Raw genomic sequence first — 23,220 nt, 5'->3', positions numbered from 1 at the left:
CTATGCTCCTTAGCCCATCCGTATTTGCAGAGCAAGGAATGCCCGCAATTACCGTGACAACCAATGCCGATGGCAGCCAAGATTATTCCGTTACTTTACAAGTATTAGCCATCATGACGGCGCTGAGTTTTATTCCAGCCGCTGTGATTATGATGACCTCATTTACCCGCATTATTGTGGTATTGGCTATTTTGCGCCAAGCGATTGGTTTACAACAAACACCGTCCAATCAGGTGTTACTGGGAATGTCGCTGTTTTTGAGTATTTTCATTATGGCGCCAATCTATAATCAAGTGCATGACCAAGCAATCGCGCCTTATTTGGATGAGCGCATGACATCCATGGAAGCGCTTGAAGCGGCAAAGCAACCAATGAAAGCATTCATGCTCTCGCAAACCCGCATCAGTGATCTAGAGACATTCGCAAAAATAGCAGGTTATGAGCAATTAGACTCACCTGAAGATACGCCGCTGATTGTAGTGATCCCAGCTTTTGTTACTAGCGAGCTGCAAACGGCTTTCATTATCGGTTTCATGTTCTTTATTCCATTTTTGATAGTGGATTTGGTGGTGGCCAGTGTCCTGATGGCCATGGGTATGATGATGCTCTCGCCCATGATTGTATCGTTACCATTTAAAATCATGCTGTTTGTTCTGGTCGATGGCTGGTCTTTGGTGATGGGGACATTGGCACGCAGTTTTGGCTTGGGGACTTAACTATGGAACCGGGAATTTTCGTCGATATTCTCAGTGATGCCTTGTTTTTGGTAATCAAACTCGTTGCGGCGATTATCGTTCCAGGTCTTATTGTTGGTCTTGTGGTCGCGGTGTTTCAGGCCGCAACATCTATCAATGAACAAACCTTGAGTTTTTTACCTCGCCTGTTAATAACTTTGACTGTACTGATTATTGGTGGACACTGGTTCACACAGGAGTTGATGGACTTTTTCAACCGCTTGGTAATGTCGATCCCCGAAATAGCGGGGTAGTGATGGAATACCCTTTTACTACCATATTACAATGGCTAAGTGATTACCTACTACCACTTATTCGTGTGCTTGCTATGTTGATGGTAATGGCGGGGATTGGTGCTAGGAATGTTCCGTCTCGAGTCAAACTTGGTTTGGGACTGGTTATTGTTATGGTGGCAGTCCCCGTATTACCCCCTGTGCAATTTACCAATTTGTTTTCCTTTGAAATGATCCTCGTCGTGGTGCAACAGCTTCTAATAGGTGTTGCCATGGGCTTTGCGTCACTGTTGTTACTTAATACCTTTATCATTGCAGGGCAAATATTAGCGATGCAAACAGGCTTGGGTTTTGCCTCGGTTGTTGACCCAAGTAATGGTCTGAATGTGCCCGCCGTTGGTCAGTTTTACTTGATATTGACGACTATATTGTTTTTTGTACTTAACGGTCATTTGATGATGATCCAAATGATAGTGCACAGCTTTATTGCGGTGCCCATTGATGGCTCGTGGTGGGCGGTTGATCACTATTGGGACATAGTCAATTGGGGTGGTTGGATGTTTGCATCGGCGCTGGTGTTGGCACTGGCTCCTTTAACTGCAATGTTGGTGATCAATTTATCCTTTGGGGTAATGACGCGAGCGTCGCCACAACTGAATATTTTCTCAATCGGTTTCCCATTTACACTGGTATCGGGTTTAACCATCATTTGGGCTACGTTAGGTAATTTCATGGCACAATTTGAGGCACAATGGTTACGCATGGTTGAGTTAATGTGCTCTATGGTCGGTTGTGCTCCGTAAGGACTTGTTATGGCAGAAGATTCAGGTCAAGAACGTACCGAAGAACCCACGCCCAAAAAGCTGCAAGAGGCGAAGAAAAAGGGGCAAATAGCCCGCTCTAAAGAGTTGGGCACTACGTTTGTGTTGATCATGTCTGCGGTGTCTATATTAATTTATGGCCCAGATATCGGCCATGGTTTATACACTATCATGGAGCGCATGCTGAGTCTCAGTCGCAATGAAACCTATGACACCACCAAAATGTTTGCGGCTTGGGGAGCGGTAGGGGATTCTCTGATATACCCCCTAGGGATGTTTGTCTTGGTGATTATTTTCGCGGCCTTTATCGGCAATACCATGCTTGGGGGCTTTAACTTCTCTTGGCAAGCAATGGCGCCTAAAGCGAGTAAATTGTCACCTGCAAAAGGGCTCAAACGTATGCTTGGGCCGCAAGCTGCGGTGGAATTAGTCAAAGCACTTTTAAAGTTTTCCTTGGTCGCTGCTTGTGCGGTATTTCTTATAAAAATGTATTTTTATGAGATTTTGCATCTGAGTATTGAGACCATGCCGGGTAATATTGCACATGCATTAGAGATTATCTCTTGGATGTTTTTAGCATTAAGCTGCACCATGCTTGTGGTCTCAGCGATTGACGTCCCTTATCAAAGTCACACCCATCACAAGCAGCTGAAAATGACCCTGCAAGAAGTCAAAGATGAGTACAAAAACGCTGAAGGTGATCCGCAAATTAAGGCGCGTATTCGTCGCACACAACGTGAAATGTCGCAGCGACGCATGATGCAAGAAGTGCCCGATGCAGACGTGGTGGTTACCAACCCGACACACTACTCCGTGGCGCTAAAATACGACACCGACAAAGCGGGTGCCCCCATTATGGTCGCTAAAGGTGGTGATGAACTCGCTCTGCAAATACGAAAAATTGCCAAGGGCAATGATGTTCCCATTGTTGAGTCGCCGATGCTCACCCGTGCGCTTTTCCACACCACCGAAGTGGGTGAGCAAATACCAGAGCAATTGTTTACTGCAGTAGCGCAAGTGCTTGCCTATGTGTATCAACTTAAGCGCTTCCAAAAAGGGCGTGGTAAACGACCTACCAAACTCAGCGATAGTCTTCCTATCCCAGACGATTATAAATACTAGGGTTTGTTGACCTTTGAAGTATGAATTTTGTTCAAATCAAAGGCTTTCAATGCAAGGAATGGGTTATGTTGCATAGTGAGCTATGTTAATAGCCCATGACAGAGCAGTGCAAGCCTTTGGTTGAACCCTTTGGGCAGCGCCATTGGGGGATTTTTTCGGCGTTATCGCCTGACTTACATAGAATGACTATGCGACGCAGGCTCTGCCTTGCCAAAATGCCCCAATGACAGCTGCAAAAACACACAGCAAAGGTCAACAATACTAGGGTCTGTTGACCTTTGAAGTATGAATTTTGTTCAAATCAAAGGCTTTCAATGCAAGGAATGGGTTATGTTGCATAGTGAGCTATGTTAATAGCCCATGACAGAGCAGTGTAAGCCTTTGGTTGAACCCTTTGGGCAGCGCCATTGGGGGATTTTTTCGGCGTTATCGCCTGACTTACATAGAATGACTATGCGACGCAGGCTCTGCCTTGCCAAAATGCCCCAATGACAGCTGCAAAAACACACAGCAAAGGTCAACAGACCCTAGGTAATAAGTTCAAAAATCGCGCAATGTGAATGCTCTAAAGAATGGCCAGTCAAAGCTGGCCTAGTCTTTGCAGAATCAGCATCAGTGTCAATTTTTTGCTGATCGCATTTTATGGATTTCAAGGCCGTTTTAACCCAGCTTAACCGAGATAGAAAAGAGTATGCCAAAGGGGTTGGTACGCCGTTATTAGTGCTTGCTGCGCTGGCGATGGTGGTGTTGCCGATGCCACCGTTTTTGCTCGATATCTTGTTTTCATTCAACATCGCCCTTGCGCTAGTGGTATTACTCGTAACGGTCTATACCATGAAGCCGCTGGAGTTCGGCATGTTCCCCGCGGTGCTGTTGGTTGCAACTATCATGCGCTTGGCTCTCAACGTTGCCAGTACCCGGGTGGTATTGCTTGAAGGTCACCAAGGTGGTGATGCAGCGGGTAAAGTAATTGAAGCATTCGGTTCTGTGGTGATCGGCGGCAACTATGCAGTTGGTCTGGTCGTATTCCTAATTTTGATCATCATTAACTTCGTGGTTATCACCAAAGGTGCTGGACGTATCTCTGAAGTATCAGCACGTTTTACGTTGGATGCGATGCCAGGTAAACAAATGGCTATTGATGCTGATTTGAATGCTGGATTTATCAGTGCAGAGCAAGCGCGAGAGCGCCGTGAAGAAGTCACACGCGAAGCAGATTTTTATGGCTCGATGGACGGTGCCAGTAAATTCGTTAAAGGCGATGCGATAGCGGGTATCGTGATCTTGGTAATTAACATCGTCGGTGGTTTATTTGTTGGCATGATCCAACATGACCTGCCATTTTCCCAAGCTATGGAAGTCTACACCTTGCTAACCATAGGTGATGGCCTCGTTGCTCAACTACCGTCATTGCTTCTGTCTATCGGCACCGCAATTGTAGTCACCCGACAAAACGAATCGCAAAACATGGGTGAGCAAGTTAAAGCCCAGCTAGGAAACGATAAAGCCCTGTGGGTTGCGTCGGGTATTTTGATCACCATGGGTCTTGTTCCAGGTATGCCGCATATTGCTTTCCTTGGCCTTGGCGCATTGCTGGGTTTCGTTGCTTACTACTCACAAAAACAAGCACGTTTAGCCAAAGAACAAGAGCAAGAGGATGCGAAACAAGGTACTGGAACTAACGTAGCAACCCGAGATGAACCTCGTGAATTGGGCTGGGATGATGTCCAACAAGTTGACGTCATCGGCTTAGAGGTTGGCTATCGTTTAATCCCACTTGTTGACCAAGCACAAGGTGGGGAATTACTGAGCCGTATCAAAGGGGTGCGTAAAAAACTATCCCAAGAGTTTGGTTTCTTAGTACCTCCTGTACATATTCGAGACAACTTAGAATTAGACCCTAATGCCTATCGCATCACTTTGATGGGCGTGGGCAGTGGCGACGGTGAATTGAGTCATGGCGATGAGCTCGCTATCAATCCGGGTCAAGTATTTGGCCCTATCAATGGCGTTGCAACCAAGGATCCGGCCTTTGGCTTGGATGCTGTATGGATTAAGCCAGATCAAAAAGATGAAGCGCAATCATTAGGGTATACCGTAGTTGATGCAGCTACCGTTGTGGCTACGCATATTAGCCAATTACTCACCAATAATGCGTCCTTGTTACTTGGGCATGAAGAAGTACAAAGTTTGCTAGATATGCTTGGTAAGAGCCATCCACGCTTAGTGGAAGGACTTGTACCAGATGTCTTGCCATTGACGACCGTCGTTAAAGTGCTGCAAAACTTACTCAATGAAGGTGTCGCAATTCGTGATATGCGTACTATTGTACAAACTCTCGTGGAGTATGGTCCACGTAGCCAAGATCCTGATGTACTCACAGCCGCAGTGCGTATTTCTCTGCGCCGCTTAATTGTTCAAGATGCGGTCGGCGCAAGCCCTGAAATTCCTGTCATAACATTGGCGCCTGAGTTGGAACAGATGTTGCATCAGTCACTTCAGAACGCGGGAGACGAAGGTGCAGGCATCGAGCCGGGCTTAGCTGAGCGACTACAAGCGTCACTTAGCGAAGCTCACCAAAATCAAGAAATGATTGGTGAACCTTCAATTTTATTGACCTCGGGAATGCTTAGAACGGTGTTATCACGCTTTGTTAAATACACCATTCCAGGCTTGAAGGTAATGTCTTACCAAGAAGTACCAGATGAGCGTCAAATTAAGATAGTTAGCTCCGTAGGACAGCAATAAACAAACGGTGATGCCTAAGGGCTAAACCACGATGAATAGCTAGTTGGTAAGGTGCCGATTGGCAGAGGGTGAACTTATGAAAATCAAACGTTTTTTTGCAAAAGACATGCGCACAGCGCTCAAAGAAGTTAAAGATGAGCTTGGCGCTGATGCAGTCATCATGTCGAACAAAAAATTGGCGGATGGCGTTGAGATTGTCGCGGCCATTGATCATGAACGTCCAGCGGCACCTAAGGCACCTCAGAGCAATGCTCCAGCAGCCAAAACAAGTGTGCAACACCCAAGTCGTGTGGTTCAGCCGCAAACACGTTTTGCGCGCCCACAGCCGCAAGACCAACAAAGTAGTGTCGCAGACTCATTGCAAGCCCTACTGGAGCGTCAAAACCCTCAGCCTAAAAATGCCGCATTGGCAGATATGTTTTCGCAATCAGGCATCGACTTAACAGCAGCAACTCGCACACATGGTGATGGTAACCATCACACTGCTGCGCAGCAGGTTGCGGCGCCTTCTAGGGCTTCGGCTCCTATGTCACAACCAGCAATGCACAGTGCACCTGTGAATACCCATCTTGATGATGACCTAGATGGTGATGATTTTGACGATTTTACCGCTCAAGCAAAAGCCCCTTTAGCGCGCCAAGAACAGCATGATGAAATGATGGTGATGCGCGAAGAGATGAATGCGATTCGTCAGCTGCTTGAGAACCAAGTGTCAGGCTTAATTCAGCAAGACCGTGCGCGACGCGACCCAACTCGCGCCTGCTTTATTGATCGCCTTCAAGGTATGGGTATTAATGCGGATGTTGCGGAGCAATTGGTGCGTTATGTGCCCGACGACTTGTCGCGCAAAGAAGCGTGGCATGTGGTAATGGAGATGATGCATAAGCAAATGCACACCACGAACAATGAAATTCTGCGCCATGGTGGTGTTTACGCATTAGTGGGTCCAACTGGTGTGGGCAAAACCACGACGGTTGCCAAACTGGCGGCACTTGGTGCGCAAAAATACGGTGCTAATAATGTCGCGTTGATCACCACTGACACCTATCGTATTGGGGCCTACGAGCAGCTTGCAACATACGGTCGTATTATCGGTTGTCCAGTAAAACAGGTGAAAGATGCCAATGAACTTGCTGATACGCTTTATCAACTTCGTAATAAGCGTCTAGTATTAATTGACACAGCAGGTATGAGCCAACGTGATTTACGTTTAAGCGAACAATTGAACACGCTAATGCGCAGTGCATCAGCCGATATTCGCAGTTATTTAGTACTCAGTGCCACAGCCCAACATGAAGTGTTGCAAGAGACTATTAAGCACTTCAAAAAAGTTGACTTAAGTGGTTGTATTTTCACCAAACTTGATGAAAGTCTAAGTTTAGGTGAGATTATTAGTGTAGCGATTCAAAATCGCTTGCCAATAGGGTATCTTACTAACGGCCAGCGCGTTCCAGAGGATATTCGCGTAGCAAACTCAGAAAAAATGGTTAGAAAAGCTGAGCAATTGTTTATTAAACGTCAAAAATCAAAACAAACAGCGGCTCCAATGGGGCGTCAGTCAGTGGCGCCACAAGCAGTAGGAATGTATGATTAACACAGTACACGATCAAGCAAGCGGCCTTCGAAGAATGAATCAAAATAACAGTCAAGGCGTAAAAGTAATTGCAGTCACCGGGGGTAAAGGTGGCGTGGGCAAAACCAATGTCTCGCTCAACTTGGCCATTGCCATGGGGCAGCAAGGAAAGCGCGTGTTAGTGCTCGATGCTGACTTGGGGCTGGCAAACTGCGACGTTATGCTTGGTCTTCGCGTGGAAAAGAACCTTTCTCATGTATTAAGCGGCGAGTGTGATTTAAGAGATATCTTGGTCACAGGCCCTGCGGGGATCCAAATTGCCCCTGCGACCTCAGGCTCACAAAGTATGGTTGAGCTGACGCCTGCGGAACATGCAGGCCTTATTCGCGCATTCAGCGAACTTGATAGTGACTTCGATGTATTAGTGGTAGATACCGCAGCGGGTATATCTGACATGGTACTGAGCTTCTCACGTGCCTCGCAAGATGTGCTAGTCGTCGTGTGTGATGAGCCAACATCAATCACCGATGCTTACGCCCTTATTAAAGTGCTAAGCCGAGAACACGGTGTGTACAAATTTAAGATAGTTGCCAATATGGTTCGCAGCCTTCGTGAAGGGCAGGACTTATTTGCGAAGCTGTCCAAAGTAACCGATCGATTTTTAGATGTGGCCCTCGAGCTGGTGGCAACTGTGCCCTACGATGAAAACATGCGTAAGGCGACGCGTCGTCAAAAAGCCGTGGTGGACTTTTTCCCCAACTCGCCAGCATCAGTCGCCCTCAAAAACTTGGCAACAAAAGCACTGAAGTGGCCCATTCCAAATCAGCCATCGGGTCATCTCGAGTTCTTTATTGAGAAATTAGTTAATAACTAACGGTTAATTCCAGTATGAATAGAGTCGCCGGGTATCAGCAGCAACAACAGCTTAACTCTCTTGTCGAGCGTCATGCGGCGTTGGTCAAACGCGTTGCGTGCCACTTGCTAGCGCGCTTACCTGCCAGTGTGCAACTGGATGATTTAATCCAATCTGGAATGATAGGCCTGATCGAAGCGTCAAAAACGTTTGATGCAACAAAAGGCGCCAGCTTTGAGACCTTTGCTGGTATTCGCATTCGTGGCGCGATGCTTGATGAGATACGCCGTGGTGATTGGGCGCCGCGTTCTGTGCATCGCAATAGCCGTGCTGTGGCACACGCTATCAACGAGCTCGAAGGGCTATTAGGACGTGAACCTAAAGACATTGAAGTAGCTGAAAAACTTGATATTTCCCTTGATGAATACCATCATATTTTAAACGATGTAAATTGTTCAAAAGTGTTGGGCATTGAGGATTTGGGTGTGGATGAGGACGTTATTCACACTCACAGTGACCAATCTGATGCAACGAAGCCATTTAACAGTGTTCAGGGGGAACGTTTTAATGCCGCCCTTGTTGATGCGATTAAGTCGCTACCTGAACGTGATGCGCTCGTGCTGTCGCTGTATTACAACGATGAAATGAATTTAAAAGAAATAGGACAAATACTGGACGTAAGTGAGTCCCGTGTAAGTCAGATACATGGTCAGGCAATGATTAAGCTCAAAGCGAAAGTCAGTGACTGGGTCAATTAGTAGTAAATAAAAATAGGTTCATACCTCACTGGAGGATACTTTGGATAAGAACATGAAAATTCTTGTGGTTGATGACTTTTCAACGATGAGAAGAATCATCAAAAACCTTTTACGTGATTTAGGTTTCACAAACGTACAAGAAGCTGATGATGGCAGTACAGCGTTACCTATGTTGCAAAATCAAGAGTTTGATTTTGTGGTAACTGACTGGAACATGCCAGGTATGCAGGGGATTGACCTATTACGCGCTATTCGTGCTGATGATAACCTAAAACATATTCCTGTGTTGATGGTAACTGCTGAAGCGAAAAAGGAGCAGATCATTGCTGCTGCGCAGGCAGGCGTAAACGGATACATCGTAAAACCATTTACCGCAGCGACATTGAAAACCAAGCTGGATAAAGTGTTTGAGCGTTTAGGTTAACCATTTAAGGAGAGGTATATGTCGGCTCCCGCTGCACCTCACATTACCCTAGAGCAAGCTAAACAGCTCGTCACTTTTCTTGAGCAAGGTGAGCAGGAAAAAGCTGATCAGCTAATCCTTGATGCTGCTTCTAAGGAGCAGTCTGAACTGTTTGCTGAAGTGGGGAAACTCACTCGGCAGTTGCATGAGTCATTGAAAAATTTCCAACTTGATACGCGTATCAATGATTTGACTCAAGAAGCCATTCCTGATGCCAAGCAGCGCCTCAATTATGTCATCGAGATGACAGAGCAGGCAGCCAATAAAACCATGGACGCTGTGGAAGCAAGCTTACCTATCGCAGAGCAATTATCTACCGACCTGCATCAGATTAAGCCCAGTTGGGATAAGTTGATGCGTCGCGATTTGGATATCGGTGAGTTTAAACAATTATGCCATTTGCTCGATGGCTTCATGACTCGCTCACAAACCAGTACCTTAGAGTTGCACGATTTACTCAATAACGTACTGATGGCGCAGGACTACCAAGACCTTACAGGCCAAGTAATTCGTCGCGTAATGGAGTTAGTGCGCGAAGTGGAAGACAGTCTTATCCACATGTTAAAGGTATTTTCTGGCGAAGACGTTGACGTCAATACTGCTGAGCGCAACAAGCCAACCACCCCAGTTGAAGGCGAAGGCGCTGAAGGGCCAATTATCGATAGTGAAGCCCGAGATGACGTGGTATCAGGGCAAGATGAAGTCGATGATTTATTGTCGAGTCTGGGATTCTAAGAGGAGAGCGGTTGCATGAGCTTTGAAGTAGATGAAGATATTTTACAAGACTTCCTTGTTGAAGCGGGTGAAATATTAGAGCAGCTGTCAGAACAACTGGTTGAATTAGAAAACAATCCAGACGACAAAGATTTGCTCAATGCTATATTCCGAGGGTTCCACACCGTGAAAGGTGGTGCGGGCTTTCTTGGTATGAACGAATTGGTCGATGCCTGTCACGGTGCTGAGAATGTCTTTGATATTTTACGCCAAGGCAAAAGACAGGTAACTGCTGAGCTGATGGATGTGATCCTTCAAGCGCTAGACACCATTAATGAAATGTTCGCGCACATTCAAGCGCGAGAGCAACCAGACCCTGCGGATCCACACCTACTCGAAATACTACATCAACTTAGTGAGCCAGAAGTTGCGGGGGAGCAAATTGTTGCTCCTGCGGCAAGTGAGCCTCAAGAGGTTGAAGCAACACCTCCACCTCCTGAAGATGATGACGTCGATTTGGGATTCGGCGACGATATCCTTTTCGATATGGATAGCGGTGACACGAGCGATGATGGCATAGATGAAATCACCGAAGAAGAGTTTGAGCATTTATTAGATGAGCTTCACGGGGCAGGAAAAGGGCCATCAGTAGACGCTCCGCCGTCAAGTAACGACAGTGGCTCAGATGATGACATTACCGATGATGAGTTTGACTCCCTTCTTGATGAGCTTCATGGCCCCGGTAGCTTTGGGACAATCAGTTCAGAGCAAGAGTCAGCTCCACCTGCTGCCCCAAGTGAGACGTCAGATCAGAGTACACAAGCAAAAGATACAGACGGTGGTGATGAAGAAATCACTGAAGATGAATTTGACGCGTTACTCGATGAGCTGCACGGAAAGGGCAACGCCCCTAGTGTTATAGAGAGTAATGAACAAGCTCAAGCGAGTGAAGCGCCCAAAGCTGCCAGTTCAGCGCCTGAACAAGCTAAGCCAGCACCGGCAGCTAAAGCGCCAGCACCAGCTCCAAAACCCGCACCTGCTGCCAGTGATAAAGCAGCAGATGCTAAAAAGGCACCTGCCAAAGCGGCCCCAGCTGCGCAAGCTGAAACCACAGTTCGTGTTGATACCAAACGACTCGACCAGATCATGAATATGGTGGGTGAGTTGGTACTAGTGCGTAACCGCCTAGTCACTTTAGCGAACAATACCAGTTCAGAAGAAATGGGTAAGGCGATTTCAAATCTTGATGTAGTCACTGCTGACTTGCAAGGTGCGGTAATGGCTACCCGCATGCAGCCAATCAAGAAAGTGTTTGGTCGCTTCCCTCGCGTGGTCCGTGATTTGGCTAGAAGCTTACAAAAAGACATTTCACTCGTACTTGAAGGTGAAGAGACCGATCTTGATAAGAACTTGGTTGAAGCTCTGGCCGATCCACTTGTTCACTTAGTACGAAACTCTGTTGACCACGGTATTGAGATGCCTGATGTACGTGAGCAAGCGGGTAAGTCACGAACCGGTTTAGTGAAACTGTCAGCATCACAACAAGGTGATCATATTTTACTGAGTATTGAGGATGACGGCGCCGGTATGGACGCTGAAAAACTCAAGAAAATAGCTATTAGCAAAGGGGTTATCGATCACGACCAAGCGGCGCGTTTGAGTGATACTGAAGCTTATAACCTGATTTTTGCCCCTGGTTTTTCGACTAAAGAGGAAATCTCAGACATCTCTGGGCGTGGTGTTGGTATGGATGTGGTTAAAACCAAGATCAGCCAGCTCAATGGCACCATCAACATTCAGTCGCAGCTTGGCGAAGGCACGCGTTTGGATATCAAAGTGCCATTAACACTCGCTATTTTGCCAACCTTGATGGTGGTTATTGGCGAGCAAACATTTGCCTTACCTTTGGCTGCGGTCAGTGAAATTTTCCACCTCGATTTGACCAAAACAAATGTGGTCGATGGTCAGTTAACGATTATTGTGCGTCAAAAGGCCGTGCCACTGTTCTACCTCGAGCACTGGTTAATCAAAGGCGCGGACCGTACTCAGCGCAAGGCGCAAGGCCACGTTGTTATTGTGCAAATCGGCACCCAGCAAGTAGGTTTTGTGGTCGACTCGCTCATCGGGCAAGAAGAGGTTGTTATTAAACCATTGGATGCGTTGCTTCAGGGTACGCCTGGTATGGCGGGCGCTACAATCACCTCTGACGGTGGTATCGCATTGATTTTGGATGTTCCGAGCATGTTAAAACACTATGCCGGTCGTTCGAATGTAAATTAAATAGAGTAACGCATGGCTGTAAAAGTATTAATAGTCGATGATTCCAGCTTCTTTCGCCGCCGAGTCACTGAAATATTAGAAGGTGACTCGCAAATTGAGGTGATAGATACTGCGGTAAATGGCAAGGATGCTGTAGAAAAGGCAGCAGCATTGCGTCCTGATGTGATCACTATGGATGTGGAAATGCCAATTCTTGATGGCATTTCGGCTGTTAAACAAATTATGGCTAAGTCGCCAACGCCGATTTTAATGTTCTCGTCTTTGACCCGTGATGGCGCAACGGCAACCCTCGATGCGCTTGACGCTGGAGCGCTGGATTTTCTCCCTAAAAAATTTGAAGACATCGCACGCAATAACCAAGATGCCATTGAGATTTTAAGACAGAAGGTCAAAGAGCTTGGGCGCAGAAGAATGTCGCGTTTGAGTCGTCCTGTGTCTACTGCGTTTACGCCAGCTAAGCCACTAGGTACTCCAAGTACAAGTGCGCCCAGCAAACCTAGTGCATTTCAAAGTGCGCCAGAGGCAACATCCTCAAAGAGTCAGTTTCGCCCATCTGGGAAACGATACCGTTTGGTGGCTATAGGCACCTCGACAGGTGGGCCTGTTGCCCTACAAAAAATACTGACCCAGTTACCAGCTGACTTCCCACTGCCTATTTTATTGATTCAGCACATGCCGGCAGCATTCACTCCAGCATTTGCTCAGCGTTTAAATAACCTGTGCAAAATAGAGGTCAAAGAGGCTGCGCAAGGAGATAAGCTCAGACCAGGAGTAGCCTACCTTGCACCCGGTGGTCAACAAATGATGTTTGATGGTCGTTCTGCATCACCGTCTTTAAAAGTATTCGTAGATGATAACCCCCGCACCACCTATAAACCGAGTGTAGATATTACCTTTGCCAGCAGTGCCAAACAATTTGGTGCAGATGTGTTGGCTGTAGTATTGACCGGAATGGGCGCTGATGGCCGCGAAGGTGCGCGTATGCTCAAACAACAGGGGGCAAAGATCTGGGCTCAAGATGAGCAATCGTGTGTTGTATATGGTATGCCACAAGCAATTGCTAATGCAGGGTTGCATGACCATCAAGTGGCGCTTGATGATGTAGCTGACCACTTAGTTAAGGAAGTGATGCGTGGATAAACTCTCCCTGATAGGTCTCATTGTTGCACTTGGCGCTATCATTTTCGGCTACGCGCTAGAAGGTGGTGTCATCTCAGGGTTACTGCATGGACCGGCGTTTGTTATTGTGCTTGGCGGTACAGTAGGGGCCGTAATGCTGCAATCGCAATTACCTACGTTTAAAAAAGCGCTCGAGATTTTTAAGTGGGTATTTTGGCCACCACAATATGATATGCAAGCAGGTATTGAGCAAATTAAATCTTGGACCAGTACCGCGCGACAAAAAGGTTACCTCGCCCTTGAAGAGCAAGCGCTCACGGTTGAGGACCCATATGCCGCCAAAGGGCTAAGCCTGCTGATTGACGGCTCGCAAGAAGATAGATTACGCGATACGTTAGACATTGAATTAACGCTAGAGCGTGAACGTTTACTTGACGCTGCCCGAGTTTATGAGGCCATGGGTGGTTATTCGCCAACCATAGGTATTTTGGGGGCGGTGTTAGGACTTATTCAAGCCATGGCGTACATTACTGAACCAGAGAAACTTGGCGTGGGCGTAGCCACCGCATTCTTGGCAACGATTTACGGTGTGGGTTTTGCTAATTTATTGTTTTTGCCGGTGGCTAATAAGCTCAAGCAAATCATTGAAGAAAAAATGCAATATCACGAACTCGTAGCAGAGGGGATCGTGGCGATGCAAATTGGCGAGTCACCCGCCAATATTGAGTTGCGATTAGAGGCTTACCTAGCTGAGCGCCATGTAAGCGCAGGGTATTAACCCATGCGTCTACGTCATCGCAGAGGTCATGCCAAGGAGTCCCAACATACCCATCGTTGGTTAGTGTCTTATGCAGACTATATGACCATTATGTTTGCCTTTTTTGTAGTCATGTACGCGATAGCTATCAATAATAAAGACGAACAATTTGCTGTGTTTTCGCAAACCCTAGAACAAATTTTTGATAAAGCCACTAACATCAAAGCCGATGATGGTAATAACGTTTCTACCGACGGCTTATTGCCCATGCCTATACCACCTACTGATGATGTTCTCCACGGCGAGAGTGTGCAACCAGAGTCGCCGCAAAGCAGTAAAATCTTACCTGAATACACCGACATGAGCTTAGTATCACAGCAGCAAATGGGTGAGCCACTCGATAGTTTATTGGATAAATTTACAGGCGCGTTACTGAATGAAATTCGCCAAGGTGATGCGCAGATAGAGCTTAATGAAGATTGGCTTACTATCGAAATGAGTTCTGGGATGTTATTCCCAAGCGGCAGTGCTACTGTGACTAACCAAGCGCAGGGTGTAATCGCGCGCGTGGCCGACGTGATCCGTCCTATGCGTAATTATTTACGGATTCGAGGCTACACTGACAATTTGCCGATTCGTAATGAGTTATTCAGTTCAAACTGGCAACTTTCTGCAGCGCGTGCGGCCGAGGTAGTAAAGCAGTTACAGATTCACGACATCACGCCAGCACGCATGGCGCTTGAGGGGTATGGTCAGTATACGCCCTTTGGTGACAATGAGACCGAACAGGGGCGGGCGCAAAACCGTAAGGTTGTGATAGCGGTTTCTAAGTATGCGCTGCCAGAGCCTGAGCAAAGCCAAGAGCAGGTGAGCCAAGAGCCAGAGCAGGCAAAACAGCCTGAACTAGAAATACCGAGCGAAGATAACACTATAAAAATAATACAGCTGCCCCATGGCGGCATACGAATTACTACGCGCAGTGAGGGTAATGAGCAATGAAGGTTTGGACGGTAGCCAACCAAAAAGGGGGCGTTGGCAAAACCACCACCACAGTAACATTAGGTGGCCTACTCGCCGAGCAAGGCAAACGTGTGCTGCTAATTGATACCGACCCACATGCATCACTCACTTACTATTTTGGCATCGACTCTGAGCAAGTAGAAATAAGCGCGTACGATGTTTTTACCCGCGGTAAAGACATGCAAGCCGAAGAAATTTTACAGGCATTTAGCCCAAGTGGCGTCGACAATATTGATATCCTGCCTGCAACCATGTCTATTGCAACCTTAGATAGGAGCATGGGAAATAAAAACGGCATGGGCCTAATTCTCAAAAGGGTTCTGGCTAAAATCAGTGATTATTATGATTATGCCATTTTAGACTGCCCCCCCGTACTTGGGGTGCTTATGGTGAACGCGTTAGCCGCGAGTGAGCGAGTTCTGATCCCCGTACAGACTGAGTTTTTGGCGCTCAAAGGGTTAGATCGCATGATGCGCACTATGGAGTTGATGCAGCAAAGCACCAAAGGCAATGCGTACACGCATACTGTGGTTGCGACTATGTACGATAAGCGCACTAAAGCGTCTTTAGAGGCCTACAAAAAGCTGCGAGCCACCTACCATAATAATGTCTGGCCAGGGGTTATTCCTATTGATACCAAGTTTCGAGACGCCAGCTTAGCGCAACAGGTTCCGAGTCAACACTGTGCTAAGTCACGAGGCGTTCAAGCCTATCGCGCCTTACTCGATTACTTGCAAAATGGTCGGAGTGTGCAGCTATGAGTGGCGTTAACGATAAAGTGATGCGCCAATATTTAGACGCACTATTGACCGAAGACGAGCAGCCACAAAAGGCCCCAAGCGCGACACCTAAACAAGTAACCCCAGTGGCAACGCATGTTGAAGACAAGCCGACTGTCCTAAAAAATAAGCCGATAGAGCAGTTACTAGCACAGGTTAAAGAACCAGAACCTGCGCCGCAACAACAACCTGAAGTTGATACCAAAGCGCCTACATCTCAAGATGAAGCGCAACAAGATCAAGAAGTTAATGTACAAAGTGCCCCGCCACCTGTACAACCTCTTAGGGCGCCACAAGCGGCTCGTGAGCAATACATGGAAGGTGAGTTTCAGGCTTTGTTCTTTGATGTGGCTGGGCTTACTTTGGCGGTGCCACTTAAATCCCTTGGCGGTATTCATCAGCTTGGCGAGGTGAATCAACTCTTTGGTAAGCCAGCTTGGTTCAAAGGTGTGATGGTGAATCGCGATGAAAAAATACACCTAGTTGATACTGCTCGTTGGGTAATGCCAGAAAAATATGACAAAAATTTAGAACAAGCATTAAACTATAAGTATGTGATTATGCTCGGAGAATCCCAGTGGGGGCTCAGTGCCGAGAACTTAATCAATAACGTCACATTAAAGAGTGAAGATGTAAAATGGCGTAAAAGCCATGGCAAGCGCCCCTGGCTTGCTGGCGTTATTAAAGACAAAATGTGTGCCTTGATAGATGTAGAGAATTTACAGCTGCTACTAGAGCAGGGCTTTGACAGTCAAGCACAGTAACAAATAAACAATATTGCAACCCACCGCGTATGTAAGGCGGTAACATGGAGCTTAGTATGAGCGAAGAGAGAAAAGTATCAGCGCATGATGTCGACAGCAGTGATGAAATATTGCAATGGGTAACCTTTCGACTCGAGCAAGAAACCTATGGCATCAACGTGATGCAGGTTCAAGAGGTACTTCGTTATACCGAAATCGCCCCAGTGCCAGGCGCGCCTAATTATGTATTAGGTATCATAAACTTGCGTGGTAACGTAGTGACGGTTATCGACACTCGGGCACGATTCGGTTTAGTGGATGCTGAAGTCACAGACAACTCCCGTATAGTGATTATTGAAGCTGAAAAGCAAGTTATTGGTATCTTGGTTGATTCGGTCGCGGAGGTTGTATATTTGCGCAGTTCAGAAATTGACAGCGCGCCGAATATTGGCACTGAAGAAAGCGCTAAGTTTATCCAAGGTGTGTCGAATCGTGACGGTGAATTGCTGATCCTCGTTGATCTCAACAAACTTTTGAACGATGAAGAATGGGACGAGTTGAGTAATCTCTAAACCATGAAAGATGCAAATACTGTTTTAATGATTGCCGCGGGAATTGTGTTGTTTCTCGCGGTTTTGGTATTCGTTGTTTGGGCGCGTTTATCTCGCTTAAGCCAAGCCCATAATGAACTGCAAAAACAATTAACTGACGCTCACCATACCCAAGACCAAAGCCAAATACTGCGAGCTGAGGTTGCTGAAGTGCGCAGCGCTCTTGAAAATATTGCCAAGCATGTGCAGCAACTACGTGGCAAAACCGATGAATTGGCGCAGTTACAGGACAATATCGCCGAGTCTGACCCACAAGCGCGTTTATACTCTCGCGCCGTAAAAATGATCGAACTCGGCGCGCCAATGGAAGAGGTGATGCAAGAGTGTGAACTGCCACGGGCAGAGGCGGAGCTGCTGTTCTCACTACATGCTAAGTCCTAAGCCTTAATATTGAGCTTGTTGCTAAAGTTTTGCCATCCTGGTGGAAACTTTCCTCTTAACACGTAAGAAAAAGCAATAAGCTCAGCAATTACATAATACAATTCTTTTGGGATTTCTTGCCCCTGCTCTAGGGCCTCTAGCGTTTTCGCTAAATCAGCATCTTGGTGAATTAAAATTCCTTTTTCTTGAGCTGCAGCAATAATATGCTCTGCAAGCTCACCAAAGCCCTTAGCACTGACCGTTGGCGCGCTCCCTGCTTCATAAAGGAGCCCTATAGCACTGCGTTGTGATTTATCACTCATGTTTACACCTTGACGTTAACGATACTATGGCGCTTGTAAAAGCTTTGCCATTGTAGCGCTTGCTGTTCACTGACCTGCTCGATTCGAATAGGCGCGACTCCTAAGCCATGCTTTTGCAAGTTACGACGCAAGTCTTCACTGTGTTGATGCGCAAGCTGCGCCAGTGATTGCGAGCTTGCGCGTAATTCACAATTAAGCTTTTGTTTACACAAGTGCGCTTGCACGCTGAGTTCACCTAGTGCTGCGTAATCAAATTGCATGCGTACAAACCACACATCTTGCGTTTCGCCCTTGTTGCTCTTTTGTTTGTAGCGGCCAATGCTCAGATGCGTCTGACCCACCTCTGGCGGTAACCGCATAGGTAAAAACAATTGTACTAAGGGGTTGTTGTCTTGCTGCGCACTGGCCTGTGATTGGGTTGCTTGCGGCGTCACACTTTGTTGAATAAAGCTTAGCTCGCTGAGCAGTGCTTGGGCACTGGGCGATTGCAATTGTTGCACAAATTGCTCTGCTGCAGGGGGAGAACTGACTTGGCCCAGCAGTAAATTGATCAGCGGTAATAGGGCTGTTTGCGCCACACTGGGTGAGAGCGCTGGGTGCGCGGTGACAATGGGAGCACTGGCGAGCGCAGTGACCAAATTATCAAGCTGTCCAACAAAACTAGATTGATGAAGTATGTGCGGCACCTGCCACGGTTTTAATTGTGCTATCACCTGATTGGATGTCACCGTGCTTGGTATTTGTTCACTGATGAGCCTAGAAAACGCTTGATTAACCAGATTTTTTAATTCAGGTGGTGCATTGGCTATGAGTTTATCGAGCGTATTAATGCTGTGGCTGAGTTGTTGCGCTGGTGCTATGTGTTTTTGCAATCTGGCGGTAAGCTCGTTGGTCAAAGCCAGCGGGGTGAGTGACGTTAATGGCAATGAATCACTCTTGCTCGGCGCTATCGTGGTCGAGGTGGCCGCCAACGTAGTCATCTTGACTGCCAATACTGGGCTGGCGCTCTCTTTGACGGTGCTTTTGATTAAGCTTTGCATTTGTACAGTCAGCTCAAGCAAGGGCGCACGTTGGCGCACTATGCTGGGTATATTGTCAATTAATGACAGCACAGGCGTGGGGCTGTGCCCCCTTAATTGCGAGTTTGATGCGCCATTGTCTTGAATAAGAGCCATTTTTTGCGCAGCTGCACTGGTCATTCTCAATGGTGTTGGATGCAATAGTGGCGTAAGCAACGCTTTAGCTGGGCTTTGCAGTAACCGCATAGCCTGTGGTGTAAATTCTTTAATCTGCGTGTTATCGCCGCCAAAGCGTGCAGTCATGCTTTGCTGCCATGCTTGTAAGTGCTGTTGTGCGCGCTGCCACAGGGTGTTCGAGCTTTGTCTGAGAGTGGGGGCAGTTGAGGGCTGATTTACATCAGCGCGCAGGCTTGGCGCTTTATCCTGAGCCGCTATGGGAGGCGCTTCTGCGCTAACCTTGGTGTTTAAAGTTATCACCTTGATATCAGCGGGGGCCACATTGAGCTGCAATTGCGTGTTGTTTGTTAAGTGGATACTTGCAGGGCGAACTTGATTTGCCAGTAAGGCCAGAGCTGGGCGACTGAGGTTAATATTAAACAGTGGGCTTGGCCCCGAATTTCCCTTTGTTAACGCTGTTACCTGTGCCATCGCTTGTGGCCCTGAGTGAGTAACTTGCGCTGGCGGTGCCAATTTTGCAGCTAACTGCGCTAGTTTCGCAGGCGTTAAAGTAATCTCAGTTCGAGCGTTATCATTAAGCAGTAAATGAGTCTGTAGTTTCCCTTGAGAAATGGTTAATTCGACCGCTTTGACTTGTGCGCCTTGAGCAATTAATTGTGCGGCGATTTTATCTAATTTAACCGAGGCATTAAGCTCGGGCAGTGACAAAGACTGCCCAGAAGTGCTTAGCGCTTTGAGCTGTAAGGTTTGCACTGGGGCGCCTTGCGCCGAGGTACTTTGCATCAGTGCATTTTGCACAGATGAGCCACCTTTAATTTGTCCTTGTTTGCTCAGGTACGACAGTAAGTTGAGTAATTGCTGTGGTTTATCAACGGGTAATTGTATGGCCTCTGGTTTAATTGTCAGTGTACCATCATGTTTAAAACTCACCTGTGCCTGTTCAATATGGCTGCCAATCAAAGAAGGAGTTGGGCTTTTTATGGGGATTGAGAGCGTTTGCCACTGGCCTTGCACTTTCACTTCCATGCTCAGCTGGTGATGTCCTAGGGTTATGTTGCGCGCAGCAATGGGCTGGCCTGATGGAAGTTCCAGTTGTTTAGAAGCATCGGTGGATGTGCTTATTTGCAACTGCACCGTTTGCGCTGTCGTGTGATTAGTAATAGGGGCAAACGGACCCGACATATACCCCCCAGAATGAGATCAAAGTTTTGTCTGCATTTTTTCGCATTAGCTTAGCATTATGGTAGACTATCGCCCAATTTTAAGCATTGAGAATGCCTGTTAGTGTTACACGTTGACGCAGTCACTTGTATAAAGCAAGAGCGATGTTTGTTTGAAGACCTGAGTTTTGAATTAAATTCGGGTGAGATCATGCAGTTAGAGGGTCCAAACGGAGCGGGGAAAACCTCGTTGCTTCGTATTTTGGCTGGTTTCGCTGAGCCTATGCAAGGGCAAGTAAAGTATCAAAATCACTGTATTGCTCGCCATTATGACGAATATGCGCAAGACGTGTTGTTCATTGGCCATAAAACCGGTGTAAACACTCAGCTCAATGCTCTTGAAAATTGTCAGTTTTGGCTCGAAACCCACGGCCTACAAGCCAACGTAGATTTGTACGATGTGTTGGCTAATTTGGGATTAGTTGGTCTTGAAGATGTGCCTGTTCGACAACTCTCTGCAGGGCAACAACGTCGTGTCGCGTTAGCGCGCTTGTGGCTTAATCGTGCGCCGTTGTGGCTCCTTGATGAACCTTTTACTGCGGTAGATAAAAAAGGCGTGAACTTATTGCAGCAACGCTTTGCCCAGCACTTAGCTCAAGGCGGAGCGATTTTGCTTACCAGTCATCAAGACTTGACAACCCACTTCGACAATCTCAGCAAATTGCAGCTGGAGTATCGCATTTGATAGCGCAAAATAACTCCTACTGGCGGGTGTGGACCAGTGTGTATAAGAAAGATGTGCGCTTAGCGTTTCGCCAAAGAAGCGACATCGTCAATCCGTTATTATTCTTTTTAATCGTGATCACGCTGTTCCCTCTCGGTATTGGTCCTGAACCCAATTTACTGGCGCGAATGGCTCCGGGGATTATATGGGTTGCAGCCTTGCTGGCGACGATGCTCGGCCTAGATAAAATGTTTCGTGATGATTACCTCGATGGCTCTTTAGAGCAGCTAATGCTCTCGCCTTTTCCTATGTCATTGACGGTGTCTGCAAAAATAGCAGCGCATTGGACCATAACTGGGTTACCTATGGTGATCCTTGCGCCCCTGTTTGCGCTATTAATGAATTTACAATCGCAAAGTTTGACGGCCATGATGCTTACCTTGCTCATTGGCACGCCGTTACTAAGCCTGATTGGCGCTATTGGCGCTGGGCTGACGGTGGGATTGCAAAAAGGCGGAGTGCTGTTAAGCCTCTTGGTTCTGCCGCTTTATATTCCCGTTTTAATTTTTGCAACCTCCGCAATTGATACAGCCAGCATGTCGTTGGCGTACGGCGGACAACTTGCGATTTTAGGTGCATTTTTGGCTGTTGCCAGCGTGCTTGCACCTATTGCCGTTTCATCAGCATTGAAAGTGAGTATTAACTAATGTGGAAGTGGTTACATCCCTATGCAAAGGCCGAAAGAGCCTATCAGTTGTGTAACACCCTGCTGCCGTATTTTTCGGTAGTAGCCGTTGTTGGTATTGTTGTTGGTTGGGTTTGGGGTTTAGCTTTTGCGCCCGCAGACTATCAACAAAAAGACAGTTATCGCATCATCTTTATCCATGTGCCTTCGGCGATTTGGTCGATGGGTGCATACTCATCGATGGCTATTGCCGCCTTGGTTGCCTTAGTGTGGCAAATTCGCAATGCCCAGTTGGCCGTAATAGCCATTGCTCCAGTGGGCGCAGCTATGACTCTGATCGCACTGTTAACAGGTGCTGCATGGGGTAAACCTATGTGGGGTGCTTGGTGGGTATGGGATGCGCGTCTGACTTCTGAGCTCATTCTATTGTTTTTGTACTTGGGTGTGATTTCACTGTATCACGCCTTTGAAGATAAACGCGCTGGCGGTAAAGCAGCATCTATTTTGGCTCTAGTAGGTGTGGTGAATTTGCCGATTATTCATTTCTCTGTGGAGTGGTGGAATACCCTTCATCAAGGCGCAACTATCACAAAATTTGATACCTCAGCGATTGATTCAAGCATGTTTTGGCCCTTGATGGTTAACCTTGCGGGCTTCCTTGGTTTTGTCGCGGCGGTGAGCTTAATCCGTCTGAAAACTGAAATTCTAAAGAGCGAGCAGCATCGTCCTTGGGTAAAAGCAATGGCGGGAGGTAAGTAAAGTGGAATTTAATAGTTTATCTGAATTTTTTGCCATGGGCGGCTATGCCTTTTACGTATGGTTGTCATTTGGTAGTTGCGCACTGATTTTAGTTGGTCTGTTGTTTAGTTCATTACGTGAAAAACGTGTTTTATTGCAACAGGTGGCAGCACAAAGTGCTCGTGAGCAACGCATTGAAAAGGCTAAGCAGCAGGAGAAGCAGTTATGAATCCTAGACGTAAGAAACGCTTACTAACTATCATCGCCTTGTTATTTGGTTTGTCTAGCGCGGTCGGGTTGACCTTGTATGCGCTGCAAGAAAACATCAATTTGTTTTACACCCCGAGTGAGCTTATCAACGGTAAAGGACCTGAGCTGGAAAAGCCAACCATTGGCCAGAAGCTGCGTATTGGCGGTATGGTCGTGCCAGGTTCAGTAAAGCGCGATGATAATTCACTGTTTGTGGAATTCAAATTAATTGATACTGGTCCTCTTGTGACCATTCGCTACAAAGGCATCTTGCCGGACTTGTTCCGCGAAGGTCAGGGTATTGTTGCACAAGGCACGCTAGTGCAGCCTGATGTGATTGAGGCATTTGAAGTGTTAGCAAAACACGATGAAGAATATATGCCTGAAGAGGTTGCTGAAGCGGTAAAAGGCATCAAGCACCAAAAACCAACTTATAATCAAGGCAGTGGCAACTAAG

At 47.0% G+C, this 23,220-nt stretch carries 25 protein-coding genes; 23 read left to right on the top strand and 2 right to left on the bottom strand.

What is annotated here, in order from left to right; translation table 11 throughout:
• Positions 1 to 2 precede the first annotated feature (2 nt).
• The 18 genes from fliP to AAEU32_RS01905 all read left to right on the top strand — a co-directional run bounded on the left by fliP (position 3) and on the right by AAEU32_RS01905 (position 17,709).
• Complete coding sequence (fliP, locus tag AAEU32_RS01990; protein WP_421969045.1) at positions 3 to 716, top strand: flagellar type III secretion system pore protein FliP; 714 nt, start codon at positions 3 to 5, stop codon at positions 714 to 716.
• A 2-nt stretch (positions 717 to 718) separates the two neighbouring features.
• Positions 719 to 988 (top strand): flagellar biosynthesis protein FliQ, encoded by a 270-nt coding sequence (gene fliQ, locus AAEU32_RS01985; protein ID WP_421968851.1) that lies wholly within the window; start codon positions 719 to 721, stop codon positions 986 to 988.
• A 2-nt stretch (positions 989 to 990) separates the two neighbouring features.
• Positions 991 to 1,770: a flagellar biosynthetic protein FliR gene (gene fliR, locus AAEU32_RS01980; RefSeq protein WP_421968850.1), complete on the top strand. Its 780-nt coding sequence runs from the start codon at positions 991 to 993 to the stop codon at positions 1,768 to 1,770.
• 9 nt (positions 1,771 to 1,779) lie between these two features.
• Positions 1,780 to 2,910 carry a flagellar biosynthesis protein FlhB gene (flhB, locus tag AAEU32_RS01975; protein WP_421968849.1) on the top strand — a complete coding sequence of 377 codons (1,131 nt, stop codon included), beginning with the start codon at positions 1,780 to 1,782 and terminating at the stop codon, positions 2,908 to 2,910.
• 642 nt (positions 2,911 to 3,552) lie between these two features.
• Positions 3,553 to 5,658 (top strand): flagellar biosynthesis protein FlhA, encoded by a 2,106-nt coding sequence (flhA, locus tag AAEU32_RS01970; protein ID WP_421968848.1) that lies wholly within the window; start codon positions 3,553 to 3,555, stop codon positions 5,656 to 5,658.
• 76 nt (positions 5,659 to 5,734) lie between these two features.
• Positions 5,735 to 7,252 carry a flagellar biosynthesis GTPase FlhF gene (gene flhF / locus AAEU32_RS01965; protein WP_421968847.1) on the top strand — a complete coding sequence of 506 codons (1,518 nt, stop codon included), beginning with the start codon at positions 5,735 to 5,737 and terminating at the stop codon, positions 7,250 to 7,252.
• Positions 7,245 to 8,105 carry a MinD/ParA family protein gene (locus tag AAEU32_RS01960; protein WP_421968846.1) on the top strand — a complete coding sequence of 287 codons (861 nt, stop codon included), beginning with the start codon at positions 7,245 to 7,247 and terminating at the stop codon, positions 8,103 to 8,105. Before flhF ends, AAEU32_RS01960 begins: the two co-directional genes overlap by 8 nt.
• A gap of 14 nt (positions 8,106 to 8,119) precedes the next feature.
• Positions 8,120 to 8,842 carry an RNA polymerase sigma factor FliA gene (locus AAEU32_RS01955; protein WP_421968845.1) on the top strand — a complete coding sequence of 241 codons (723 nt, stop codon included), beginning with the start codon at positions 8,120 to 8,122 and terminating at the stop codon, positions 8,840 to 8,842.
• Between the two features lie 40 nt (positions 8,843 to 8,882).
• Positions 8,883 to 9,266 carry a chemotaxis response regulator CheY gene (gene cheY, locus AAEU32_RS01950; RefSeq protein ID WP_347391066.1) on the top strand — a complete coding sequence of 128 codons (384 nt, stop codon included), beginning with the start codon at positions 8,883 to 8,885 and terminating at the stop codon, positions 9,264 to 9,266.
• An 18-nt stretch (positions 9,267 to 9,284) separates the two neighbouring features.
• Positions 9,285 to 10,040 (top strand): protein phosphatase CheZ, encoded by a 756-nt coding sequence (locus tag AAEU32_RS01945; protein WP_421968844.1) that lies wholly within the window; start codon positions 9,285 to 9,287, stop codon positions 10,038 to 10,040.
• A 15-nt stretch (positions 10,041 to 10,055) separates the two neighbouring features.
• On the top strand, positions 10,056 to 12,299 hold the full coding sequence (locus AAEU32_RS01940) for a chemotaxis protein CheA (protein WP_421968843.1): 2,244 nt from the start codon (positions 10,056 to 10,058) through the stop codon (positions 12,297 to 12,299).
• A gap of 12 nt (positions 12,300 to 12,311) precedes the next feature.
• Positions 12,312 to 13,439, top strand: a complete 1,128-nt coding sequence (locus AAEU32_RS01935; protein WP_421968842.1) for a protein-glutamate methylesterase/protein-glutamine glutaminase — start codon at positions 12,312 to 12,314, stop codon at positions 13,437 to 13,439.
• Positions 13,432 to 14,196, top strand: coding sequence for a flagellar motor protein (locus tag AAEU32_RS01930; RefSeq protein ID WP_421968841.1), 765 nt, complete (start codon positions 13,432 to 13,434; stop codon positions 14,194 to 14,196). The genes AAEU32_RS01935 and AAEU32_RS01930 overlap by 8 nt, the downstream gene beginning before the upstream one ends.
• Positions 14,197 to 14,199: 3 nt before the next feature.
• Positions 14,200 to 15,174 carry an OmpA family protein gene (locus AAEU32_RS01925; RefSeq protein WP_421968840.1) on the top strand — a complete coding sequence of 325 codons (975 nt, stop codon included), beginning with the start codon at positions 14,200 to 14,202 and terminating at the stop codon, positions 15,172 to 15,174.
• Positions 15,171 to 15,956 carry a ParA family protein gene (locus AAEU32_RS01920; RefSeq protein WP_421968839.1) on the top strand — a complete coding sequence of 262 codons (786 nt, stop codon included), beginning with the start codon at positions 15,171 to 15,173 and terminating at the stop codon, positions 15,954 to 15,956. Before AAEU32_RS01925 ends, AAEU32_RS01920 begins: the two co-directional genes overlap by 4 nt.
• A complete protein-coding gene (locus AAEU32_RS01915; protein ID WP_421968838.1) occupies positions 15,953 to 16,738 on the top strand; it encodes a chemotaxis protein CheW in 786 nt (261 codons plus the stop codon). The genes AAEU32_RS01920 and AAEU32_RS01915 overlap by 4 nt, the downstream gene beginning before the upstream one ends.
• A gap of 56 nt (positions 16,739 to 16,794) precedes the next feature.
• Complete coding sequence (locus AAEU32_RS01910) at positions 16,795 to 17,289, top strand: chemotaxis protein CheW (RefSeq protein WP_421968837.1); 495 nt, start codon at positions 16,795 to 16,797, stop codon at positions 17,287 to 17,289.
• Between the two features lie 3 nt (positions 17,290 to 17,292).
• Positions 17,293 to 17,709, top strand: coding sequence for a DUF2802 domain-containing protein (locus AAEU32_RS01905; protein ID WP_421968836.1), 417 nt, complete (start codon positions 17,293 to 17,295; stop codon positions 17,707 to 17,709).
• On the opposite strand, the gene AAEU32_RS01900 is transcribed toward AAEU32_RS01905, so the two are convergent.
• Positions 17,706 to 18,011, bottom strand: a complete 306-nt coding sequence (locus tag AAEU32_RS01900) for an EscU/YscU/HrcU family type III secretion system export apparatus switch protein (RefSeq protein WP_421968835.1) — start codon at positions 18,009 to 18,011, stop codon at positions 17,706 to 17,708. The two genes, AAEU32_RS01905 and AAEU32_RS01900, sit on opposite strands and share 4 nt — an antisense overlap.
• Positions 18,012 to 18,013: 2 nt before the next feature.
• Positions 18,014 to 20,389 (bottom strand): flagellar hook-length control protein FliK, encoded by a 2,376-nt coding sequence (gene fliK / locus AAEU32_RS01895; protein ID WP_421968834.1) that lies wholly within the window; start codon positions 20,387 to 20,389, stop codon positions 18,014 to 18,016.
• Between the two features lie 102 nt (positions 20,390 to 20,491).
• Between fliK and ccmA the strand changes: the two genes are divergently transcribed.
• Genes ccmA through ccmE form a run of 5 tightly spaced genes read left to right on the top strand, consistent with a single transcriptional unit; the run spans position 20,492 to position 23,219 of the window.
• Entirely contained in the window at positions 20,492 to 21,112 is a 621-nt protein-coding gene (gene ccmA, locus AAEU32_RS01890; protein ID WP_421968833.1) for a cytochrome c biogenesis heme-transporting ATPase CcmA, read from the top strand.
• Positions 21,112 to 21,798: a heme exporter protein CcmB gene (gene ccmB / locus AAEU32_RS01885; RefSeq protein WP_421969044.1), complete on the top strand. Its 687-nt coding sequence runs from the start codon at positions 21,112 to 21,114 to the stop codon at positions 21,796 to 21,798. Before ccmA ends, ccmB begins: the two co-directional genes overlap by 1 nt.
• Positions 21,798 to 22,535: a heme ABC transporter permease gene (locus AAEU32_RS01880; protein ID WP_421968832.1), complete on the top strand. Its 738-nt coding sequence runs from the start codon at positions 21,798 to 21,800 to the stop codon at positions 22,533 to 22,535. Before ccmB ends, AAEU32_RS01880 begins: the two co-directional genes overlap by 1 nt.
• 1 nt (position 22,536) lies before the next feature.
• Complete coding sequence (gene ccmD / locus AAEU32_RS01875; RefSeq protein WP_421968831.1) at positions 22,537 to 22,743, top strand: heme exporter protein CcmD; 207 nt, start codon at positions 22,537 to 22,539, stop codon at positions 22,741 to 22,743.
• A complete protein-coding gene (ccmE, locus tag AAEU32_RS01870; protein ID WP_421968830.1) occupies positions 22,740 to 23,219 on the top strand; it encodes a cytochrome c maturation protein CcmE in 480 nt (159 codons plus the stop codon). The genes ccmD and ccmE overlap by 4 nt, the downstream gene beginning before the upstream one ends.
• Position 23,220: the final 1 nt, after the last annotated feature.

The sequence above is a fragment of the Pseudoalteromonas maris genome (assembly GCF_049257235.1).
Taxonomy (GTDB): domain Bacteria; phylum Pseudomonadota; class Gammaproteobacteria; order Enterobacterales; family Alteromonadaceae; genus Pseudoalteromonas.
Note: the sequence above shows the minus strand (reverse complement) of the source record. Positions and strands in the feature narration are given on the sequence as shown.

Coding starts and splice junctions, on each gene's coding strand:
- fliP (WP_421969045.1), top strand. CDS start 3: ATGCTCCTTAGCCCATCCGTATTTGCAGAGCAAGGAATGCCCGCAATT.
- fliQ (WP_421968851.1), top strand. CDS start 719: ATGGAACCGGGAATTTTCGTCGATATTCTCAGTGATGCCTTGTTTTTG.
- fliR (WP_421968850.1), top strand. CDS start 991: ATGGAATACCCTTTTACTACCATATTACAATGGCTAAGTGATTACCTA.
- flhB (WP_421968849.1), top strand. CDS start 1,780: ATGGCAGAAGATTCAGGTCAAGAACGTACCGAAGAACCCACGCCCAAA.
- flhA (WP_421968848.1), top strand. CDS start 3,553: ATGGATTTCAAGGCCGTTTTAACCCAGCTTAACCGAGATAGAAAAGAG.
- flhF (WP_421968847.1), top strand. CDS start 5,735: ATGAAAATCAAACGTTTTTTTGCAAAAGACATGCGCACAGCGCTCAAA.
- AAEU32_RS01960 (WP_421968846.1), top strand. CDS start 7,245: ATGATTAACACAGTACACGATCAAGCAAGCGGCCTTCGAAGAATGAAT.
- AAEU32_RS01955 (WP_421968845.1), top strand. CDS start 8,120: ATGAATAGAGTCGCCGGGTATCAGCAGCAACAACAGCTTAACTCTCTT.
- AAEU32_RS01945 (WP_421968844.1), top strand. CDS start 9,285: ATGTCGGCTCCCGCTGCACCTCACATTACCCTAGAGCAAGCTAAACAG.
- AAEU32_RS01940 (WP_421968843.1), top strand. CDS start 10,056: ATGAGCTTTGAAGTAGATGAAGATATTTTACAAGACTTCCTTGTTGAA.
- AAEU32_RS01935 (WP_421968842.1), top strand. CDS start 12,312: ATGGCTGTAAAAGTATTAATAGTCGATGATTCCAGCTTCTTTCGCCGC.
- AAEU32_RS01925 (WP_421968840.1), top strand. CDS start 14,200: ATGCGTCTACGTCATCGCAGAGGTCATGCCAAGGAGTCCCAACATACC.
- AAEU32_RS01920 (WP_421968839.1), top strand. CDS start 15,171: ATGAAGGTTTGGACGGTAGCCAACCAAAAAGGGGGCGTTGGCAAAACC.
- AAEU32_RS01915 (WP_421968838.1), top strand. CDS start 15,953: ATGAGTGGCGTTAACGATAAAGTGATGCGCCAATATTTAGACGCACTA.
- AAEU32_RS01910 (WP_421968837.1), top strand. CDS start 16,795: ATGAGCGAAGAGAGAAAAGTATCAGCGCATGATGTCGACAGCAGTGAT.
- AAEU32_RS01905 (WP_421968836.1), top strand. CDS start 17,293: ATGAAAGATGCAAATACTGTTTTAATGATTGCCGCGGGAATTGTGTTG.
- AAEU32_RS01900 (WP_421968835.1), bottom strand. CDS start 18,011: ATGAGTGATAAATCACAACGCAGTGCTATAGGGCTCCTTTATGAAGCA.
- fliK (WP_421968834.1), bottom strand. CDS start 20,389: ATGTCGGGTCCGTTTGCCCCTATTACTAATCACACGACAGCGCAAACG.
- AAEU32_RS01880 (WP_421968832.1), top strand. CDS start 21,798: ATGTGGAAGTGGTTACATCCCTATGCAAAGGCCGAAAGAGCCTATCAG.
- ccmE (WP_421968830.1), top strand. CDS start 22,740: ATGAATCCTAGACGTAAGAAACGCTTACTAACTATCATCGCCTTGTTA.